This window comes from Tumebacillus sp. BK434 (assembly GCF_004340785.1).
In the GTDB taxonomy this organism is placed as follows: domain Bacteria; phylum Bacillota; class Bacilli; order Tumebacillales; family Tumebacillaceae; genus Tumebacillus_A.
Map to the genome: position 1 here is coordinate 1,083,924 of NZ_SLXS01000001.1, position 19,825 is coordinate 1,103,748.

Consider the following 19,825-nt stretch of genomic DNA (forward strand, 5'->3'; position numbering starts at 1 on the left):
TCAATTAAGGCAACTCAAGACGCGCCACCAGCGGGTAATGATCGGATGCATCACTCTGCACAGTGAACACATTTCCGACTGAAAATTCGCGGGAGATGAGGATCGAATCGATCTGCTTCGCAGCGGCTGGCAAAGTCACCAGCGGCACACGGGACACGTGCTGCAGGTTCTGAGTCCACGGACCCAGCTCCTCACTGTCAGGCGTCGTATTAAAGTCCCCGATGACGATCAAGGGCAGTCCTACGGCAGCAAATTCCTGTTGTAAGATGTTCACATGCCCGATGCGCTCTTCGTGGTTGAGCCCGAGATGGGTGACGGCAACCGCCACCTGGCGGCCATGAATGTTCAAAGTGGCAAGGAGCGCAGCCCGTTCTTCCCTGCCTGATGGCAGCGGGATCACCTTGAGCGCTTCGATCGGATAGCGGGAGAGCAACAGATTGCCGTATTCGAACGGCCCGATCTTTAAAGCCGGTGCAAAGCGGTATTCCAGCCCCAACCGTTCGCCGATCTGTTTGGCCTGATCTTTCAGCCCGGAGCGCGGCGAGTAGCGCTCGACCTCCTGCAGGCCGATGATGTCCGCTTCCAGCTCTTTCAGTTCGTCGATCGTCCGTTCCAGGTCGAGGTCGCCGGCCGCGTTTTTGCCGATTTGAATGTTATAGGTAACCGCTTTCAGGGAGATCGCACCGCCGTGGAGTTCTGGACTCGGAAAGGATTCCTGGCCTTCGACACCCACTTTATTCGAAAACAGCACCAGAATCCCGACAGCAACCCACGCGAATCGTTTCCAAAAGCGTTTCATCTCCCCAGCCTCCTTCGCGATTGCCAAACTTATTAAAATAATCAGACTTTTTAAGTTTTAAAAAAGGCATCCCGCAATCTCTGCGAGATGCCCTCATATGCTTATGGAGCGGAAGACGGGATTCGAACCCGCGACCCTCGCCTTGGCAAGGCGATGCTCTACCCCTGAGCCACTTCCGCACGTACAGGATGTACCGTGTCCAGCGTTGCGACAGGACGTCGCGCTTTTAGCTGGGCTACCTTCGTCCAGCGTTGCGACAGGATGTCGCGCTTTTAGCTGGGCTTCCTTCGTCCAGCGCCGAAAGAAAAAATGGTGCCTTTTACCGGAATCGAACCGATGACCTCATCCTTACCATGGATGCGCTCTACCTACTGAGCTAAAAAGGCGTGTATGGCTCCCCGAACAGGACTCGAACCTGTGACCATCCGATTAACAGTCGGGCGCTCTACCAACTGAGCTATCGGGGAACGATGGTGGAGATAAGCGGATTCGAACCGCTGACCCCCTGCTTGCAAGGCAGGTGCTCTACCAACTGAGCTATACCCCCGCTGGGCAGGATGTGGTTGGTGCCGAAGGTGGGACTCGAACCCACAAAATCACGATTTTGAGTCGCGCACGTATGCCAATTCCATCACTTCGGCAGAAATGGTGGAGAGAGAAGGATTCGAACCTTCGAAGCTTTCGCAACGGATTTACAGTCCGCCCCATTTGGCCACTTTGGTATCTCTCCATCTAAAGTTGGTAGCGGCGGAGGGACTTGAACCCCCGACCTACCGGGTATGAACCGGTCGCTCTAGCCAGCTGAGCTACGCCGCCACGATGTTGTAAGGTAAGTGGCGGAGAGAGGGGGATTCGAACCCCCGAGACGTTTTAGGCGCCTACACGATTTCCAATCGTGCTCCTTCGACCAAACTCGGACATCTCTCCACTTGATTATGCATTCGTGTCAGGCGCTCGTTCATCAGCGGCGACATAAATTAATATATCACGGGACTCGTCCGCACTCAATCGCCAAAATCGGCAGAAATCAGACAAATTGTGAACAAAGTGCTCCATTATCATTCACTATCTTGTCCGCACTACTTTTTTCGCAGCCATAAACAAAGAAAAACCTCATCCGCTTCCGGATGAGGTGTTAACGGTTAAACAACGTCGTACCCTGCGTCTTCGATCGCATCGCGCAGTTTGTTCAGGTCGTATTTGTCCGCATCGTAGGAGACCGCCACACGGCCCGCCTCCAGATCGACGTCGACCGCTGCGGCCCCCGCCTCTTTCAGCGCGCCTTCCACCGCGCTTTTGCAGTGCCCGCAAGACATGCCTTTGACATTGAACGTGAATGAAGTCATTATTGTTTCCTCCTTATGTTAGGCGTCAAGTTTGACGCGTTTTAACCGCAATGCATTGGTGACGACCGAGACGGAGCTGAACGCCATCGCTGCGCCTGCCACCCACGGCAGGAGCAAGCCGGATGCGGCGATCGGAATGCCGATCACGTTGTAGGCGAGCGCCCAGAACAGGTTTTGCCGGATGTTGCGAATTGTGGCCCGCGACAGACGCACCGCTTTTGCCACCCCTTCGAGCTCAGCGCCCATCAGGGTCACATCGGCCGCTTCGATCGCCACATCGGCGCCAGTGCCGACCGCAATCCCGACATCGGCCATCGCCAGGGCGGGCGCATCGTTGATGCCGTCCCCGACCATCGCCACGAGATGTCCGGCGCTCTTGTAGCGCTTGACGGCGTTCGCTTTGTCCTCTGGCAGCACTTCCGCCTGCACTTCGTCGACGCCGACCTGCGCCGCGATCGCCTGTGCCGTCTTGCGGTTGTCGCCGGTGATCATCACCACTTTCAGCCCCAGCGCTTTCAACTCGGCGATCGCCGCTTGCGAAGTCTCTTTGACGGTATCGGCCACCGCGATCAGACCGGCGACCTGCCCGTCTGCCGCAACGAGCATCACCGTCTTCCCTTCCCCTTCCAGGCGCTCCAGCGCGTCTTCTGCCACGCTGTAATCGATGCCCGTCTCCTGCAGCAGGCGGCGGGTGCCGATCAACAGCTTGCGCCCGTCGACGACCGCACGCACGCCGCGCCCGGTCAGCGCTTCGAATTCCTCAGGGTCGTCGAGCCCGCCATCGTCATCGATGCCGGCCCGGACGATTGCCGTGGCCAGCGGATGCTCGGAGTGTTTTTCAGCGCGGCCGGCCTGATGCAGCAGCTCGGTCTCGGAGCGGAACGTTTCGCCCAAAAGCACCACATCGGTGACGGCCGGCTGCCCTTTGGTAATCGTGCCCGTCTTGTCGAGCAGAATCACGCTCACCTTTTGCAGGTTCTCCAAATGTTCGCCGCCTTTAAACAGAATCCCGTTTTCCGCCCCAATGCCTGTGCCGACCATGATCGAGGTCGGCGTGGCGAGGCCGAGGGCGCAAGGGCAAGCGATGACCAGCACCGCCGTCGCGTTCATCAGCGCCACCGTCAGCGCCTCGTTGAATCCGACGTTAACGAGGAAGAACCAGATCAGGAAGGTCAGCACAGCGACCCCGACGACGATCGGCACGAAGATACCGGAGATGACGTCGGCCATGCGCTGGATCGGAGCTTTAGAGCCTTGCGCCTCTTCGACGACGCGGATGATCTGAGCCAGCGCCGTGTCTTTGCCGACCTTGTCGGCGGTGAAGCGCAGCGCCCCGTTCTTGTTCAAAGTAGCGCCGAAGACCGCGTCGCCCGGCTTTTTGTCGACCGGGATCGATTCCCCGGTCAGCATCGATTCATCGACAGACGACTGGCCGTCCAGCACCGTGCCGTCGACCGGAATCTTCTCGCCCGGGCGCACCAGCACGACATCGCCTTGCACCACCTCTTCGATCTTCACTTCCACTTCCCGCCCGTCGCGGATCACCGTCGCCGTCTTCGCCTGCAGGTTCATCAGCTTTTTGATCGCGTCCGAGGTGCGCGTCTTGGCCAGATGCTCAAAGATCTTGCCGAGCTGGATCAGCGTGATGATGATCACGCTGGTCTCGAAATAGACGTGCTGTTCGCCTCGTGCCATCATCCAGACTGAGTAAAAATAGGCGGCGGAGGTGCCGAGCACGACCAGCACATCCATGTTGGCGCTTTTGTTGCGCAGCGCCTTAAACGCGCCGACATAGAAGCGGAAGCCGGCCACAAACTGGATCGGCGTCGCCAACATCAGCTGCATCCACGGGTCCATCAACAGCCCGGGCGCGATGTTGATGCCGACCATCGACAGCATCCCGTGCAGGAACGGCAGCGACAGCACAGCGGAGAAGATAAACAGGCCGATCTGACGCCGCCATGCTTTCTCCCCGTCCTCAGGGTCGGCTTCCTCCTCCATCGGGGCGGCTCCGTAGCCGAGCTTTTCGATGCGTTTGATGATGTCTTGCGCCTGCAATTTATCCTCGTCAAAGGTGACGGTCGCCCGCTCCATCGTCAAGTTGACGTTGGCAGCTTCGACGCCGTCCATCTTGCCCACGACTTTTTCGATCCGGGCGGAGCAGGCGGCACAAGTCATGCCTGTCACTTGCAACGTTACTTTTTGCTCGCTCATTTGAACCATACCCCCCTATGGTATGTATCATATCGCTCCGCATCTAAATTGTCAACACATACCTGACCAAAAATACAAAAAAGCCAAGGGAACTTGATGCCCTTGGCTTCGCGTCGATTATGCTTTAAATTGTTCCATCATCGCATCGAGTTTCGAGGAGATCTTCTCCAGTTCCTCGGCGACCTGCACCACTTCTTCCGAAGCGGAGATCGCTTTGTCCGTTTCGACCGACATCTCAGCAGCCGCCATCGACTGCTCCGACGCCGCCTCTTCGACGATGCGCACCATCTCGCTCATCGAGGAGACGCTCGACGAGATCATCTCAAATTCTTCAGAGACCTGCTCGCCTTTGGTGCGAATCTTTTCGGTGGTGTCTTTGAGCAGATGCGACTTCTCGGCGACCGCATCCGACTCATCGCGGATCTTATCGAGAATCTGGGCGATCTTCGAAGTGGCCGCCGCCGTCTCATCGGCCAGGGAGCGAATCTCGCCGGTCACCACGGCAAACCCGCGGCCCGCTTCGCCGGCCCGTGCCGACTCAATCGCTGCATTCAGCGCCAGCAGGTTGGTCTGCTGGGAGATGTTGACGATGATGTCGATGATCTGGGCGATGTTTTTCGTCTCGTCCTGCAGGCTTTTGACTTTCTGCGCGTTGTCGTGAGCGGTAACCAACGCATCCTTGGTCACATCGAGGATCTCGCGGACGCGATCTGTACCGGTCTCAACCGATTGCTGGACTTCTGTGTTTTTGTCGGACAGCGAAGAGGAATAGGCGCTGACCTGCTGAGCGAGCCCGGCGACGTTCTGGATGCCGACCGCCGTCTCCTGCAGCGCTGCCGAAGCGTGTGTCGAAGAAGAGGCGACCGTCTTGGCTTCCTTCAGGACCTCTTCGGCTGTCACCTGCAGTTTTTTGGACAAGGCGCGCATCGTCTCGGTCGCCGAGGACAGCTCTTCATTGCGCACGGAGATGTCGGCGACGAGCTCTGCCGTCTTGTCGCGCTCCGCCTGCAGCAGCCCGCGCTGGGTGAACTCTTTGCGCAGTTCGCTCTCCTGCATGTAGCAGGTGAACATCCCAGCAAAATTGGTGGAGAACAGGAAAAATGCATCGGTCATCAAGTTCATCATCGAGTCGGACGTCAGAAACGCCATGACGAACCAGGCGCCGAAAATCGCCGTGCCCAACACGCTCGCATAGCGGAAGCGCAGGCGCGACATCGTGTAAATAAAAATGAACAACATCATCATGCCATAATACAAAAACGATGCGTGCGGTGCGAGGTACATCATATACACCACGCCAAAACCGGAAACGGTCGGGAACAGCAGCAAGAGCGGCTGCATCAGACGCTCAAAATACTTGGTGTACGAGAGGATGAACGCAATCAGAGTCAGCGGAATGGTCAGAGCAAAACGGATGAACCAGAACTGGTTCTTCACTTCCGGCACAATCCAGACGTCGAGCGCCGCAAAGACGAACGACAATCCCAGGCCCATCAACAGCCCCATCCGCGCCAAATTGATCGACTTCAGATAAAAGTCATGCTGAAACAGCCTCTCTTGCAGTCTTTTTTCGTTTGTCACGCTTCCACCCCTACACTATGAATCAATCAAACTCAATTATAGGGGTTTTTTAACTGTATTGCCAGAACAAAAAACCGGGGATGGTATCCCCGGTTAACTTTTTGTCAGACGATATCCGTAGAAGATCAGCCCGATGCCGATCGAGTTGGCCAACGGCAGCATCTGCGGCAGGTCGAGGCGTGTAAACGTCCCGCCCATCGCGATGATCAGCGACCCGATCCCGATCCACAGGCCCGATTTGGAGCGGCGTGCGATCGCTGTGAAAAACGCGCCGCCGATCAGCGCCAGGCTGCCCGGGATCGTCAGGATCGGTGAAAAGATCCGCACTGCGCTCGGCAGCGCTGCGCCGCCGATCTCACCTTCTGCCCCTTGCAAGACCGCCAGATCGACCGGCACGGTCAGCGCCTGGTAGAGCATGACGGCCGTCACGCCGACGATCAGTGCAAGGAAGACATGCGCCCACCGCTTCCTGATTGTAAAGTACAGTTGCCCGGCTCCCAGAAAGGCGACGAGAGAAGCTGCCGATACATACCATACGCGGTACACCGTCTCATCCCAGCCCCAGATGTAGGACAGCGCGCTGCCCAAGGCGCTGAAAGTGTACATCAGGAAGCCGATCAGCCACGCCAGTTGAGCCGCTTTGCGCTTTTTCAGCCACTCCTGCAGGATCTGCAGCGAAAAGTAGCCGGCGAGCAGCGTGGCGAAGCTCCACAACAACAAGTTCATAATGCGTCCTTCTTTCTACATGATCTTCAGCGAAACGACCCCAAGCACGGCCAGCACGCCGCAGACGGTCAAGAGCAGCACCGTACGATACGGACCTGCTGTCCGCACGGCCGCCTGTGCGCCGTCTGCCGCCAGCAGGCGCTTTTTCAAACGCCGCCCGACCAGTGCCAGCACGATCGTGGAGAACAAGACCATCAGCGTGCCGCCCTGCTCCATAAAGGAGATCCAAAACGGGAGATCGCTGTGCTCGATCCCCAGCTGCTGGAGCATGACAGCGCCCGAGATCAGCACGATCAGTGCACTCGGATGCGACAAGCCGTTCGTCAGCTTGAGGTAGGCGATGATCTGAGCCTTAACAGTTTCTCCTGCACCGCGCTTGATCATGACCAGCAGGAAACTCAGCACGACCAAACTGCCCAGCCAGACGGCCAGACCGGTGATATGCAAAAAGAACATCGATCCATACATCAGATTCACCCCGCTCTTCTCAATGGCAATTCATCTTTAGCAACTGCCAACCCGACACATGTGTCGGGTGTCGGGTTGATTATGTCATAGGCTGACCGATCAGTCAAGATCATTTCGCTTCGTGCAGGCCGTGATACAGCAGGTCAAAGACCTGCTCGCTCCACAGCTCCGTGCTCAGTCCCTGCGGATTGGGAAGCAGCACAGACTGGAACAGCAGCGCGGCGATCATCGCCGTCGGCACGCCCTGGCGGATCGCGTTTTGCTGCTTCGCCTTTTCACACGCCTCGCTCAGCAGCCCGGCCAGCTTTTGATGATCCTCCTGCACGCCAAGAAGCGCCCGGGCGACTTTTTCCGAAGCGGCACCGGCGTTTTTCAGGGCGGGGATCAGCTGAACGATCTGGTGGATCTGCGAATGCGCATGGAAGATCGTGATCATCCCCTTGATCTGCTGCAACGCGTCCGCTTCGGCGCGCAGGCGCTCGCAGGCGGTGATGATCCTGTCCATCGCATCGGTCATGTACGCGGCGATCAGGTCGTCTTTGTTAGAAAAATGATCGTAAAGCGTGCTGCGGCCGACCCCTAAGCGCTCGGAGAGCAGGGAGAAATTGAAGCCGTCATAGCCCTTCTCCACGAGCAGCCGCTCGGTGGCGGCCAGCAGTTCGCCCCGCTCCACTTTTTTCTTCGCCACAAGCTCTTCCTACTTTCTTAGGCGAGCTGCAAGGAGCGCTTGCAGAGCACGCCTTTGATCGCAAAATAGTCGACTTCTTTCGGCAACGCTTCTTTGAGCGGCTTCAGCGTTTCCGCGCCGAGCTCGTCGATCGCGGCAAGGATCAGCGGCTCCTGCTCGGGCGGGATGATGCGCTCCCATTCGACCGGCTGCCCTTCGGAGATCGCGCGGATGATGTGATCCTGCACGGTGACCGGCTTCAGCCCGCGCTCTTCGGCGACTGCAGACAGGGACAAGCCGTCTTGGAACAGCTGATAGGACTTGAAGTGGCTTGGCGTCTCGTCGGTATCGGACGCCTCTGGCGACGCGGCAGGCTGCGGACGGGCCGGCGCGTGGCCGCGCTCCTCAGCGTACTCCTGCATCAACTGCAGGAACGGAGCGCCGTAGCGCGCCATCTTGCCTTCGCCGATCCCTTTGACCGCCAGCATCGCCGTTTCGTCGGTCGGGCAGTACTCACTCAACTCGCGCAATGTGCTGTCGGAGAAGATGATGTACGGCGGCACTTTTTCCTGCTGGGAGATCCTTTTGCGCAGTTCGCGCAGGCGCTCGAACAGCGTGTTATCGCCGCTCGCCGCCTTTTCTTGGCGCAGGCGGATCTTTTGCAGGACTTGCGCTTGTCCTTTCAGCACTTGCGCCGCTTTGGCATCGAGGCGCACCACCGGGTATTGTCCGTCGGTCAGCACGAGATACCCTTCGGCGATCAGCACGTGAATCAGATCGGTGATCTCTTTTTCTTTGTAAGACTTCATCAGGCCGTAGGTCGGCAGTTTGTCGAAGCCGAACTGGAGCACTTTTTTGTTCGCCGAGCCTTTTAAGACTTGAGCGACAAGCGACGCGCCGAAGCGCTCCTTCATCCGGTAGATGCAGGAGAAGATCTTTTGTGCTTCGACGGTGATGTCCTTCAGTTCGCTTTCGTCCTTGCAGTTCGAGCAGACGCCGCACGGCTCGGCCGCTTCATCATCGAAATACTCAAGGATGTAGTTGCGCAGGCAGCGCGTGGTGTGCGCGAAATCGACCATCGACTGGAGCTTCTTGTACTCCTGCGGCTTGCGCTCCGGGGCCATCACCGACTGTTCGATGAGAAACTTCTGGAGTTGGACATCCTGCGGGTGGTAGAGCAGGATGCATTCGCTCAGCTCGCCGTCGCGTCCGGCGCGGCCCGCCTCCTGATAATACGACTCCATGTTCTTCGGCAAGTTGACGTGCAGCACGAAACGGACGTTCGACTTGTCGATGCCCATCCCAAAGGCGTTGGTCGCGACCATGATCCGGATGTCGTCGTAGAGGAACTGCTCCTGGAACAAAGTCTTCTCATCGTCGCTCAGTCCGGCATGGTATTTGCCGGCGGTGAAGCCGCGCTGGAGCAGATCGGCGTGCAGGGTGTCGACCTCTTTGCGGGTCGCGGCGTAGATGACTCCGGCCTGTTCGCGGTTCTGTTCCAGATAGTGCAGGACAAAATCGCGCTTGTTCTCCCCGCGCAGCACTTTGAATGTGAGGTTCTCGCGATTAAACCCGGTGACGAACGAATAGGCCGGGTCGATGCCAAGAAGCTCGACGATGTCGCGCGTGACCTCGGTGGTCGCGGTCGCCGTAAACGCGGTGACGAGCGGACGCTGGGGCAGCAGGTCAAGCACCTTGGGAACGGCGAGATAACTGGGGCGGAAATCGTGGCCCCACTGGGAGATGCAGTGCGCTTCGTCGATGGCGATCATCGAGATGGGGAGAGTTTCGAGCTGGGAGCGGAAGCGTTCGGAGTCCAGGCGCTCCGGGGCGATGTAGATCAGCTTGTACGCGCCGTGGCGGGCCGCTTCCATGCGCTCTTCCGCTTGGGTCTGGGTGAGCGACGAGTTGATATAGGTGGCGGGGATGTCGATGCTCTGAAGCGCGTCGACTTGGTCTTTCATGAGGGAGATCAGAGGAGAGATGACCAGGGTCAGGCCTGGCAGCAGCAGTGCGGGGATCTGATAGCAGATCGACTTGCCTCCGCCGGTCGGCATGATCCCGAGCACATCGTGTCCGCTCAAGATGCTGGCAATGATCCGTTCCTGTCCTTTGCGGAACGAATCGTACCCGTAGTATTTCTTGAGCAGATGCAGAGCTTGTTCAAACACGGGCAACACCTCGCTTTCTCTCTATCCTACCACCGCTGTTGCAAAAAAGAAACGAGACATCTGTGCAAACTCGGGCCAAAAATGTTCAATCTAGCCAAGCCCTGTATCCTGCGCTATAATGACCACATCCTGCTCTTCCGACTTACATAATACGTGGATGCTTGTCTTTTAAACGAAGCACAGCATCCCGCTACCTCAATTGAAAAGGAGCACGATCCTCATGGAACAGAAACTCGACCAGATCCTCTCCCTTCTCACGACCTTTCACCACGACTTCACCGCGTTCAAGGCAGAAACTGCCGCCAACTTCGCCAGACTGGAAGAGCGCATCATCCGTCTGGAAGCGCGAGTCGCCGCTCTGGAAGAGCGGGTCGCCGCTCTGGAAGAGCGGGTCGCCGCTTTGGAAGAGCGGGTCGCCGCTTTGGAAGCACGGGTCTCCGCTTTGGAAGATCAATTTGCCGATTTCAAACTGGAATTCAACAGCCATCGCCAGGAATTTATCGCGTTTACCGAGGAGACTGCCACGCACTTTGCGATTGTGGAACGTGACATTACCGCGTTACACGAAAAGACGAACAAGATGGAAGGTCAGCTCTCCCTGCTCAATGAGAAGACGTCGCTCGCCATCAAGCTGATCCCCAGCCATTTTGAGCTCAAGGAGCAGGTGTTCGCTCAGCAGAATCAGATCATGAAACTGCAAGACTCCTTCGCAGAGCAGGTTGAAGTCGCCGTTTAATTCATCAGAGTCAACCTCACCGCCGAGGTTGACTCTGCCCTTTCCTTCCCCTCCAATAACGTCGCCATCCCCAAAAGCATCGCTCCAAATCCCTTTCATTTCCGTTTGCAAGCTCCTGACAACCAAAAGAGCATCCAAGACCCGCGCAGGTCTTGAATGCTCCCCAGCACCTATGCGATTACGAGCCAAACGTCAGCCAGCTTTCCACCGTGCGTTTGAACATCGTCCACATGCCGGCTTTGCTGACGTCGAGGCTGGCCACGAGGTCCGATTTGGCGATTTCCTGACCGTCTTTTTTGATCACGACGGAGCCGAGCACCTGGCCTTTTTTGATCGGTGCCTTCACATCGTTGAGCACGACTTCCTGCTGGTACGCCGCTTTCTTATCGCCTTTCTTCATCAGCACGCCGACCGTGTCGCGGGTGATGATCGGCAAGGACCGCACATCGCCTTTGTCGATCATCACTTGCTGAACGACCTGGCCCGGCTTGTACAGGACTTCCGACTTGAAGTTGGCGAAGGCGTAATCCATCATCTGGGAGATCTCCGCATTGCGCACCGGAGAGGTCGGCGCCCCCATCGCCACGGCGATCACGCGGAAGCCGCCGCGCTTGGCCGTCGCGGAGAGGCAGTACTTCGCTTCAGCGGTGAAGCCGGTCTTCAGACCGTCCATACCGGTATAGAAGCGCACCAGCTTGTTGGTGTTGACCAGCCAGAACGGCTTTTCGCTCGATTTGCGCAGGTAATCCTGATAGAGGCCGGTGAATTTCGTCACGCCTTCATGCTTGAGCAGTTCGCGCGACATCAGCGCAATGTCGTACGCCGAGGTGTAGTGATTCTCCACCGGCAGGCCGTTTACGTTGCTGAAATGGGTGTTCTTGCTGCCGAGCTGCTCCGCCCGCTCGTTCATCAGCTGCACGAAGCTTTCTTCCGAACCGGCCAGGTGCTCCGCCACCGCCACCGCTGCGTCGTTGCCGGACGCGACGGCGATGCCTTTGAACATCTCTTCCAGCGACATCTCTTCACCCGGTTCGAGGAAGATCTGCGAGCCGCCCATGCTGGCCGCGTTTTCGCTGGTGCGGATCTTGTCACTCCATTTTACTTTGCCGTTCTCCACCGCTTCCATGATCAACAGCATCGTCATCACTTTCGTCACCGATGCGGGCGGGAGCTTCTGATGGGCGTTTTTCTCAAACAGCACCGTGCCGGTCGCCTGATCCATCAGCACTGCCGATACGGATTGTTTGGCCAGATCCACCTGTGCCGCCTTGTTATCCTTCTTCTCGGCTGCCGATGCCGAGCCTGTCCAAGATGCAAACAGAAGCGCCGTCACGCACAGCAGCGCTGTGCAGGTGCGGCCGAGTCGTCTTGTGAGAGACATGTCTTACCCTCCCTGGATCGTTTCATGTGAACGTCAGCACCTGTAGCATGCTTCCAGTTTGGTTTTTTTATTACAAAATATGAAAAACCCCTCTGATGAGGGGTTGTGTTTAGTGCTGCTCGTCAAAACGCTCGCGGTATTCTTTTTTGCTGAGGCCCGCATCCGCGCGATAGTGGTCACGATAATCAAAAGTCCCGCACATGGTCCCTTTGTTGGTGCCCACCACATCGTTTCCGTTCGAGGTCACTTCAATCTTCTCCGCGACGCACGCCGTCTCTTTGTTATACATGCATTCTTCCACTTGGCATTTTACACCTGCCGGCATTCCAATCACCCCCTATGGAGCTTATTGTTGCCAGCAGAAATGTCGCATATACCGACTCGCTTGGCTTATGCGAAGCGTTCGATTCCCGCCTTGGTGACCACGCCGTGAATCAGCGGCGGCGCAGGACGCTGCTCATCAGAGAGCACATAAGCGGCCTGCAGGCGCGTAATCACTTCGCGGAGTTTGCTCTCGTCGTTGACGTGCAGGGTGGCGATCGGTTCGTTCGCCGCGACCGCATCGCCCGCTTTCTTGTGCAGGACGATTCCGACCGCCAGATCGATTTCCGACTCTTTCGTCTCCCGTCCTGCGCCAAGCAGCATCGCGCACGTGCCGACCTCTTCGGCGTGAATCTCCGCCACGAACCCCGCACGGCCCAGCGTCACCGGCACTTGACGCTTCGCCTGCGGCAGCAAGGTTGGGTCGTCGACAACCGCCGGGTTGCCTCCTTGCGCAGCGATGAAGCGACGGAACGTTTCCAGCGCCTTGCCGCTTTGCAGCGAGTCGGTCAGCATCTGCAGCGCCTCTTCCGCCGTCGCTGCATGGTTGGTCGCGACCAGCATGTACGAGCCGAGCACCATGCACAGCTCGGCCAGATCGTCCGGCCCCTGGCCGCGCAAGGTGTCGATCGCTTCCTGCACTTCCAGCGCGTTGCCGATCGCATAGCCCAGCGGCTGCTCCATCCCGGAAATGACGCCGATCGTGTTGCGGCCGACGTTCGTGCCGATATCGACCATCGCTTTAGCAAGCTCAAAGGAGCCGTCCAGCGTCTTCATAAACGCGCCGTCGCCCGTCTTCACATCGAGCACGATCGAGTCGGCGCCCGAAGCGATCTTCTTGGACATGATCGACGAAGCGATCAGCGGAATCGTATCGACCGTCGCTGTCACGTCGCGCAATGCATACAGCTTCTTGTCGGCCGGTGCCACCGAGCCGGTCTGGCCGATCAGAGCACAGCCATACTCGTTGACGTTTTGCACAAATTGCGCTTCCGGCAAGTCGATCCCGAAGCCCGGGATCGCTTCCAGCTTGTCGATCGTGCCGCCCGTATGTCCGAGCCCGCGCCCGGACAGCTTGGCGACCGGCACGCCGACCGACGCCACCAGCGGCAAGAGCACCAGCGTCGTCGTGTCGCCGACGCCGCCGGTGGAATGCTTGTCAACTTTGTTCCCATTGATCGCCGAGAGGTCGATCATGTCGCCCGACTGCGCCATCGCCAACGTCAGTTCGGCCGTCTCCTCCGCAGTCATGCCTTGGAAATAGATCGCCATCGCCAGCGCCGACATCTGATAGTCGGGAATCGTGCCTTCGGTGAACCCTTTGATCACGAAGGAGATCTCCTGCTTGGTCAGTTGGCCTCCGTCGCGCTTCTTGTGGATGATGTCATACATTCTCATGGCAAATACCCCTTAGCCTTTCACGATCCGGCTCAGGAAGCTTTCCCCAAGGCCGGTGCTCTGCAAGCCATAGTTCTCCGCGATCGTCGCCCCGAGATCTGCAAACGTCTTGCGGGTGCCAAGGTCGATGTTGCCTTGCGCGTTTTTGCCGTAGACGATCAGCGGCACGTACTCGCGGCTATGGTCGGTGCCTGGCGTCGTCGGGTCGCAGCCGTGGTCGGCGGTGAGGATCAGCAGGTCGTCCTCTTTCATCGCCGCCAAGATCTCCGGCAGGCGCGCGTCGAACTCGTGGATCGACTTGGCAAAACCTTCCGGGTCATTGCGATGGCCGTACAGCGCGTCGAAGTCGACAAGGTTAGTGAAGATCAAGCCTTTTTCCACTTGCTTCATCTGCTCCAGCGTCTTGTCCACACCGTCCATGTTGCCGTTGGTCGACGCTTTGCCGTTCACGCCGGAACCTCCGTAGATGTCGTAGATCTTGCCAACGCCGACTACAGACAGCCCGGCATCGTCCATCTCGTTGAGCACAGTGCGGCCAAAGTCGCGGGAGTAGTCATGGCGATTCGCCGTGCGGGTGAAATGACCCGGTTCGCCGATGAACGGACGGGCGATAACGCGGCCGACCGCATGCTCGCCGACAAGCAGTTCGCGGGCGATCTTGCACATGCTGTACAGCTCCTCCAGCGGGATCACTTCTTCGTGTGCCGCGATCTGGAAGACGGAGTCTGCCGAAGTGTAGATGATCGGCGATCCGGTCTTCATGTGCTCTTCGCCGAGATCCTTGATGATCTCCGTGCCCGAAGCCGGGTAGTTGCCGAGCGTCTTGCGGCCGATGCGGCGCTCAAATTCGTCCATCAGGTCGCGCGGGAAGCCTTCCGGGTAGGTCGGGAGCGGCTTGTCGAGCTTGATGCCCATCATCTCCCAGTGGCCGTTCGTCGTGTCCTTGCCGGCCGACAGCTCAGCCATCTTGCCGTACGATCCCAGCGCTTCCACCTGTGCGCTCACACCTTGCACCGGGTGGATTTTGCCGAGGCCGAGGCGTTCCAGATTCGGTACGTTCAAGCCGCCGACCGCCTTGGCGATGTTGCCGATGGTGTTCGAACCTTGATCTCCATATTCAGCAGCATCATACATTTCACCAATGCCACAGCTATCCAATACGATAAACACGATGCGGTTATAGCTCATGTCAGAATCTCCTCCGTTTGGCTCGTTACTCACAATTAGGGTATGTCTTTCCTGTCTTGTCCATTAATGTACCCCAAAGGACAGATGTCTGACAACCCATGGATCCAAAATCAAAAAACCGCCTCCGCAGAGGAAGCGGCACGTTACAGCACATACGATGCGAGCACCTGTTTCAATGAACCTTTGGTCTGCACTTCTTCCGTCAAGCATGCGGAACAGCGTGGCCGCCACCCGACTATTATATACAGAAAAGATTGCCAGAGAAAAGCCCCTCGCGCCGATTGGCGGAGGGGCTTTCCATGCACATTGGGGGTAGGGGGGTTGTTACGTAAATGGGTTGGCTGATATATAAATACGAAACCCCCACATCAAATGTGAGGGTCAATGTTGTGCTTAGGCACGCGGATGTGCTTTGGCGTAGACTTCTTTGAGTCGAGACTTGGTGAGATGCGTATAAATCTGAGTGGTCGAGATGTCAGCATGCCCCAACATCTCCTGCACGGCCCGCAGGTCTGCCCCATTTTCCAGCAGATGCGTCGCGAAGGAGTGACGCAAGGTATGCGGCGTGATCTCTTTATCGATCATCGCAGATTGCGCGTATTTCTTAATGATCTTCCAAAAGCCCTGGCGCGACAGACGCTGTCCGTGGTGGTTGAGGAACAGAGAATCTTCCGTCTGGTCGCGGAGCAGTTTACCGCGGCTCTTTAACAAATAGTCGCCGACGGTGGTCAAGGCGACCGAACCGAGCGGAATGATGCGCTCCTTGGAGCCTTTGCCGTAGCATTTGAGAAATCCCATGTTGATGTTCACGTCCGAGATGTTCAACGACACCAGCTCAGAAACGCGAATTCCGGTCGCGTAGAGCAATTCGAGCATCGCCTTGTCCCGCGCGCCGGCTACGGTGCCCGTGTCGGGGCCTTCAAGCAGCGACTCCACTTCTGCCACCGACAGCACTTTTGGCAGGCGCTTCTCGATCTTCGGCGATTCCAGGTTGGCCGTCGGGTCTCCGTCGATCAGGCCGTCACGCAGCAAAAAGCCGTAGAACGCGCGCAAAGAAGCCAGGTTGCGCGAGATGGTGGACGTCGCGCGTCCCTTGCGCTGCAGTTCCGCCAGATACGCGATGATGTTGGCGCGCCGCGTTTGGTTCAGGTCGCGGATGCCGCTTCGCTCGAGGAAGCCTGCATACCCAATCAAGTCACGTTGATACGACTCGAGTGTGTTCAGTGCGAGTCCTCGTTCTACTGCTAGGTAATGTATAAATCGCTCGATCAGCCTGTCCATGTAACGACTCCTTTTGTCCATGCTTGACCCCAAAGAAATTCGGCAATTTGGACGGAAATCCTGCCCGCCGGACAAAAGTTATGTAAAGAAATCTATTCCCCGATTTCAAAAAACAGGCTGAGCCGGTCCAGCATTTCCTCGTAGATCGCCTCGGACTGGGCCTCCTCATACCGCGCTTCCACCTTCACCGCATCCCCGCCGACCGGCTCTTTGTACTTGTTGGCCGGCTCAATCATCTCCTGCACGATCATCAGCACTTTGAAGCAGATGAAGCTGAAGATGACGGTAAAGATGACCATGCGCAAAAAGCGCGACAACTGGCGAACGGAAATGATCATCTCTTGTCCCCCCTTACAGTCCCTCTTCTTATCTGTATGGACAGGAACAGCAAAAAAGAAGGAGCAATTTCTGCTCCTTCTTCCGTTCATGCTGAATGATTAGGCAGTGACAGCTGCCAGATCGGTGTAGTCGTAGCCCAGAGCGGTCGCAACCGCTTCGTAGGTGACTTTGCCGGCTGCGACGTTGACGCCTTTCGCCAGTGCCGCATCGTCTTTCACCGCTTGTGCCCAGCCTTTGTTCGCCAGCGCAACCGCGTAGTTCAGGGTCACGTTGGTCAGCGCCAGAGTCGAGGTGCGGGCAACTGCGCCCGGCATGTTGGCAACCGCATAGTGTACGACACCGTGCTTGACGTAGGTCGGCTCGGAGTGCGTGGTCACGCGGTCGATCGTCTCGATCGAGCCGCCTTGGTCGATCGCCACGTCGACGATGACAGAGCCCGGAGACATTTGCTTGACCATGTATTCTTTGACCAGCTTCGGTGCGCGAGCGCCCGGGATCAGCACGGCGCCGATCACGAGATCCGCGTCGCGAACCATCGACTCGATGTTGAAGGAGTTGGACATCAAGGTGCGCAGACGGCCGCCAAAGATGTCGTCCAGCTGGCGAAGACGGGTCGCGTTGTTGTCGAGGATGGTGACGTTCGCGCCGAGACCCAGCGCCATTTTCGCTGCGTTGGTGCCGACGATGCCGCCGCCGATGATCACAACGTTGCCCGGCAGTACGCCCGGGACGCCGCCGAGCAGGACGCCTTTGCCGCCCCACGGTTTTTCCAGGAATTGCGCGCCGATCTGCACCGACATGCGGCCGGCCACTTCAGACATCGGAGTGAGCAGCGGCAGGGAACGGTCCGGCAGTTGGATGGTTTCGTATGCGATCGCCACGACGCCTTGGTCGATCAGAGCTTTGGTCAGCTCCGGCTCCGGCGCGAGGTGCAGGTAGGTGAACAGGATCAGATCCTTGCGGAAGTAGCCGTATTCAGACGGAAGCGGCTCCTTCACTTTCATGATCATGTCGGCGGTGCTCCAAACTTCGCCGGCCGACTCCAGAATCACAGCGCCTGCGTTCTGGTAGTCTTCGTTCGTGAAACCGCTTCCCAAACCGGCATTGGTTTCGACAAAGACGTTGTGTCCGTTGGTGCGCAGCGCTTCTACGCCCGCCGGAGTGATGGCAACACGGTTTTCATTGTTCTTGATTTCCTTCGGAATTCCAACGTTCATAATTATGTAGGCCCCCTTAAGTGCGAGCATGGCTCGTCCAAACAATACATTTTCATATGCAATAAATATGCCAAGTCGAGACGACTTGGAAACTTGTCCAGCTATGGTGCATGATTGTAGTCTGCATCATCCAAAACAGAGTATACGGCAACTGCCGGAAATCTGCAAAAAATGACACAGTCTGCAAGAACATGCAGGCAGTCTTCTGCATGCTAATGCATTACGAAACATCGCCTTTGCAGGTTTCGCAGTAGCCGAGAAAACTGACGCGGTGATCGACGATCTTAAAGTTGTGGTCGCGTTCGACCCGCTCCTCGAGGTCGTCAAGCATGTCTTCGATCTCCGACAGCTTCCCGCATTTCAAGCAAATCAGATGATGATGGTGATGCGGATGATCGTCGGTGCGGAACTCGTAGCGCGCCACGCCGTCGCCGAAGTTGAGCTTCTCGATGATCTTCAGATCGCACAGCAAATCGAGGGTGCGGTAGACGGTCGCAAGGCCGATGTCGGGCGACTTTTGCTTGACCAGCATGAAAATCTCCTCCGCACTCAGATGGCTTTCCTCGTTCTCGAGAAGCACGCGCAAAGTTGCTTCACGCTGAGGGGTCAGCTTAAACTGCTCCGCATGGAGTTGTTTTTTTATCTGTTCGAGTCTCTCTTGCATCTCCTGCCCCCCCTTAGCCTGCTATTCTCTAAATCCTTCCTTATTATATTCAACGGTTTTAGACGTGTCAAACATTTGCCAGTTCAGCGAATCTCTCGTCGTCCGGGCAGCGCTTGCGCATGTTTTTCAGCGTTTTCCGGGCCGCCTTCTGCACTTCTTTGTGCGAGTCGGACAACAGCAGGGAAATCATCGCAAACGCGTCGTCAGGATGGACCGCTCCCTGTGCTCCGCTAAACGACATCACGGCGTTCCAACGCATCGGCCAGCTCTCCGCCCGCGCCCACTGGTGCAGCTTGGGCAGCGCTTCTGCCGGGTAGATCCGCAGCAGGCCGTCACCGATGCAAAACGGGCCGAGGTTGATCCGCACGTACTCATGCTCGGCCCCAAGCAGCAACTCGGTCAGCTGCAAGAGCGGACCAATGCTCTCCGGCAGCTTTTTCTGGGCGGTCTGTTTGACGGCGAGCGCGATCTGGCGCTTGACCGACTCGTGCGGATGCAAAGCCAGCTCTTCGATCAGTCCGAGGTGCTGCGGCCAGGCCGAGGACAAAAGGCTGGTGAAGGCCGGGGCCGCCCACTCCCGCACCTCCCAGTCCTCATCGGTCGTAAGCAAGAGCATCAGCGGCGTCAATTCCAGCTCGCGCGGCCACAGCTCCTGCATCAAGGCGCAGGCGACCTGCTTGGCCATCGGCGAGGGATGGGCGGCCAGCTCCCGCACCCGCCGGGTCAGTGCGATGTCGTCGCCTTGGCAGGCGTCGAGGATCGCTTCAGCGGCCAGCATCTTCTCGGCCTGATTGGCGCCCGGCTTGCCGTGATGGGTGCCTTCCTCAAAAAGATCGACCAGCTCCTGTGGCGCACCCGACGCGGCGAGCCGGACGATGTTTTGTCCCCGTTCGGTCAACACTCGCTTCTTCGGCATAAAAATCGCTCCCTTATCTTGGTAAGTCTATTATAGACTTCCGCGAGCGGGAGCGGCTATTAAAAGTTTTGATAGGAAAATTTCTCGATCAGCTTGACCATCTCGTCAAACGAATCGGGCTGCACGGGATCGTCAAACGCCAGCTTGTTGCGGCCGACATGTCCGCATTTCTGGCAGCGGTGGACGACCATGTGGCCTTTTTTCTTGTGCTCCTCAAAGCCGATCGGCACAAGCAGCCCGCCGCAGTTCGCCGCCCGGTCGCCCGGGTTGATGTCGAGATGCAGGGAATGAAAACACCGGGGACAGTGGTTGCGGCAAGACCCTTGCGCCAAGGGTTGCACGTCCGTCCCGCAGTGCACACAGGCAAAATTTTCGTTGATCACAGTAAACTTACGGCTCATGAGACAATACG

The 19,825-nt window shown here is 57.6% G+C and carries 19 protein-coding genes and 8 tRNA genes; 1 reads left to right on the top strand and 26 read right to left on the bottom strand.

What is annotated here, in order from left to right; translation table 11 throughout:
- Nucleotides 1-4: 4 nt before the first annotated feature.
- The 16 genes from EV586_RS03705 to recQ all read right to left on the bottom strand — a co-directional run bounded on the left by EV586_RS03705 (nucleotide 5) and on the right by recQ (nucleotide 9,972).
- Complete coding sequence (locus EV586_RS03705) at nucleotides 5-799, bottom strand: endonuclease/exonuclease/phosphatase family protein (protein ID WP_132943706.1); 795 nt, start codon at nucleotides 797-799, stop codon at nucleotides 5-7.
- 104 nt (nucleotides 800-903) lie between these two features.
- Nucleotides 904-978: transfer RNA gene (locus tag EV586_RS03710), tRNA-Gly, on the bottom strand.
- Between the two features lie 131 nt (nucleotides 979-1,109).
- Nucleotides 1,110-1,185: transfer RNA gene (locus tag EV586_RS03715), tRNA-Thr, on the bottom strand.
- Between the two features lie 5 nt (nucleotides 1,186-1,190).
- Nucleotides 1,191-1,266: transfer RNA gene (locus tag EV586_RS03720), tRNA-Asn, on the bottom strand.
- Between the two features lie 4 nt (nucleotides 1,267-1,270).
- Nucleotides 1,271-1,346: transfer RNA gene (locus EV586_RS03725), tRNA-Ala, on the bottom strand.
- A 17-nt stretch (nucleotides 1,347-1,363) separates the two neighbouring features.
- A tRNA-Leu gene (locus EV586_RS03730) sits at nucleotides 1,364-1,440 on the bottom strand.
- A 5-nt stretch (nucleotides 1,441-1,445) separates the two neighbouring features.
- A tRNA-Tyr gene (locus EV586_RS03735) sits at nucleotides 1,446-1,529 on the bottom strand.
- 9 nt (nucleotides 1,530-1,538) lie between these two features.
- Nucleotides 1,539-1,615 (bottom strand) — tRNA-Met (locus tag EV586_RS03740).
- Between the two features lie 18 nt (nucleotides 1,616-1,633).
- Nucleotides 1,634-1,726, bottom strand: a tRNA-Ser gene (locus EV586_RS03745).
- A 215-nt stretch (nucleotides 1,727-1,941) separates the two neighbouring features.
- On the bottom strand, nucleotides 1,942-2,145 hold the full coding sequence (locus EV586_RS03750) for a copper ion binding protein (RefSeq protein ID WP_132943707.1): 204 nt from the start codon (nucleotides 2,143-2,145) through the stop codon (nucleotides 1,942-1,944).
- A gap of 18 nt (nucleotides 2,146-2,163) precedes the next feature.
- On the bottom strand, nucleotides 2,164-4,359 hold the full coding sequence (locus EV586_RS03755; RefSeq protein WP_132943708.1) for a heavy metal translocating P-type ATPase: 2,196 nt from the start codon (nucleotides 4,357-4,359) through the stop codon (nucleotides 2,164-2,166).
- A 117-nt stretch (nucleotides 4,360-4,476) separates the two neighbouring features.
- Nucleotides 4,477-5,940, bottom strand: a complete 1,464-nt coding sequence (locus EV586_RS03760; RefSeq protein WP_132943709.1) for a methyl-accepting chemotaxis protein — start codon at nucleotides 5,938-5,940, stop codon at nucleotides 4,477-4,479.
- Between the two features lie 93 nt (nucleotides 5,941-6,033).
- Complete coding sequence (locus EV586_RS03765) at nucleotides 6,034-6,666, bottom strand: hypothetical protein (RefSeq protein WP_132943710.1); 633 nt, start codon at nucleotides 6,664-6,666, stop codon at nucleotides 6,034-6,036.
- Nucleotides 6,667-6,681: 15 nt separating this feature from the next.
- On the bottom strand, nucleotides 6,682-7,134 hold the full coding sequence (locus tag EV586_RS03770) for a hypothetical protein (RefSeq protein ID WP_132943711.1): 453 nt from the start codon (nucleotides 7,132-7,134) through the stop codon (nucleotides 6,682-6,684).
- Nucleotides 7,135-7,243: 109 nt separating this feature from the next.
- A complete protein-coding gene (locus tag EV586_RS03775) occupies nucleotides 7,244-7,822 on the bottom strand; it encodes a TetR/AcrR family transcriptional regulator (RefSeq protein ID WP_132943712.1) in 579 nt (192 codons plus the stop codon).
- A 17-nt stretch (nucleotides 7,823-7,839) separates the two neighbouring features.
- Complete coding sequence (recQ, locus tag EV586_RS03780; RefSeq protein WP_132943713.1) at nucleotides 7,840-9,972, bottom strand: DNA helicase RecQ; 2,133 nt, start codon at nucleotides 9,970-9,972, stop codon at nucleotides 7,840-7,842.
- A 220-nt stretch (nucleotides 9,973-10,192) separates the two neighbouring features.
- Here recQ and EV586_RS03785 point away from each other — a divergent pair, with 220 nt between their 5' ends.
- Complete coding sequence (locus EV586_RS03785) at nucleotides 10,193-10,708, top strand: hypothetical protein (RefSeq protein WP_132943714.1); 516 nt, start codon at nucleotides 10,193-10,195, stop codon at nucleotides 10,706-10,708.
- 178 nt (nucleotides 10,709-10,886) lie between these two features.
- Here the strand turns inward: EV586_RS03785 and EV586_RS03790 are convergent, their stop codons facing one another.
- The 10 genes from EV586_RS03790 to EV586_RS03835 form a co-directional block, all read right to left on the bottom strand.
- Nucleotides 10,887-12,089 (bottom strand): D-alanyl-D-alanine carboxypeptidase family protein, encoded by a 1,203-nt coding sequence (locus tag EV586_RS03790; RefSeq protein WP_132943715.1) that lies wholly within the window; start codon nucleotides 12,087-12,089, stop codon nucleotides 10,887-10,889.
- 109 nt (nucleotides 12,090-12,198) lie between these two features.
- Nucleotides 12,199-12,414, bottom strand: coding sequence for a DUF1540 domain-containing protein (locus EV586_RS03795; protein WP_132943716.1), 216 nt, complete (start codon nucleotides 12,412-12,414; stop codon nucleotides 12,199-12,201).
- A 65-nt stretch (nucleotides 12,415-12,479) separates the two neighbouring features.
- Entirely contained in the window at nucleotides 12,480-13,808 is a 1,329-nt protein-coding gene (locus EV586_RS03800; RefSeq protein WP_132943717.1) for a pyrimidine-nucleoside phosphorylase, read from the bottom strand.
- Between the two features lie 12 nt (nucleotides 13,809-13,820).
- Nucleotides 13,821-14,996 (bottom strand): phosphopentomutase, encoded by a 1,176-nt coding sequence (locus EV586_RS03805; RefSeq protein WP_132943718.1) that lies wholly within the window; start codon nucleotides 14,994-14,996, stop codon nucleotides 13,821-13,823.
- Nucleotides 14,997-15,389: 393 nt separating this feature from the next.
- Nucleotides 15,390-16,277: a site-specific tyrosine recombinase XerD gene (xerD, locus tag EV586_RS03810; RefSeq protein WP_132943719.1), complete on the bottom strand. Its 888-nt coding sequence runs from the start codon at nucleotides 16,275-16,277 to the stop codon at nucleotides 15,390-15,392.
- A gap of 92 nt (nucleotides 16,278-16,369) precedes the next feature.
- Complete coding sequence (locus tag EV586_RS03815; protein WP_165898211.1) at nucleotides 16,370-16,615, bottom strand: DUF4227 family protein; 246 nt, start codon at nucleotides 16,613-16,615, stop codon at nucleotides 16,370-16,372.
- Nucleotides 16,616-16,714: 99 nt separating this feature from the next.
- A complete protein-coding gene (gene ald, locus EV586_RS03820; RefSeq protein WP_132943721.1) occupies nucleotides 16,715-17,833 on the bottom strand; it encodes an alanine dehydrogenase in 1,119 nt (372 codons plus the stop codon).
- 220 nt (nucleotides 17,834-18,053) lie between these two features.
- Nucleotides 18,054-18,497, bottom strand: a complete 444-nt coding sequence (fur, locus tag EV586_RS03825) for a ferric iron uptake transcriptional regulator (protein ID WP_132943722.1) — start codon at nucleotides 18,495-18,497, stop codon at nucleotides 18,054-18,056.
- A 67-nt stretch (nucleotides 18,498-18,564) separates the two neighbouring features.
- Nucleotides 18,565-19,413, bottom strand: a complete 849-nt coding sequence (locus EV586_RS03830) for a DNA alkylation repair protein (protein WP_132943723.1) — start codon at nucleotides 19,411-19,413, stop codon at nucleotides 18,565-18,567.
- A 59-nt stretch (nucleotides 19,414-19,472) separates the two neighbouring features.
- Nucleotides 19,473-19,814 carry an RNHCP domain-containing protein gene (locus EV586_RS03835; RefSeq protein WP_132943724.1) on the bottom strand — a complete coding sequence of 114 codons (342 nt, stop codon included), beginning with the start codon at nucleotides 19,812-19,814 and terminating at the stop codon, nucleotides 19,473-19,475.
- Nucleotides 19,815-19,825 lie beyond the last annotated feature (11 nt).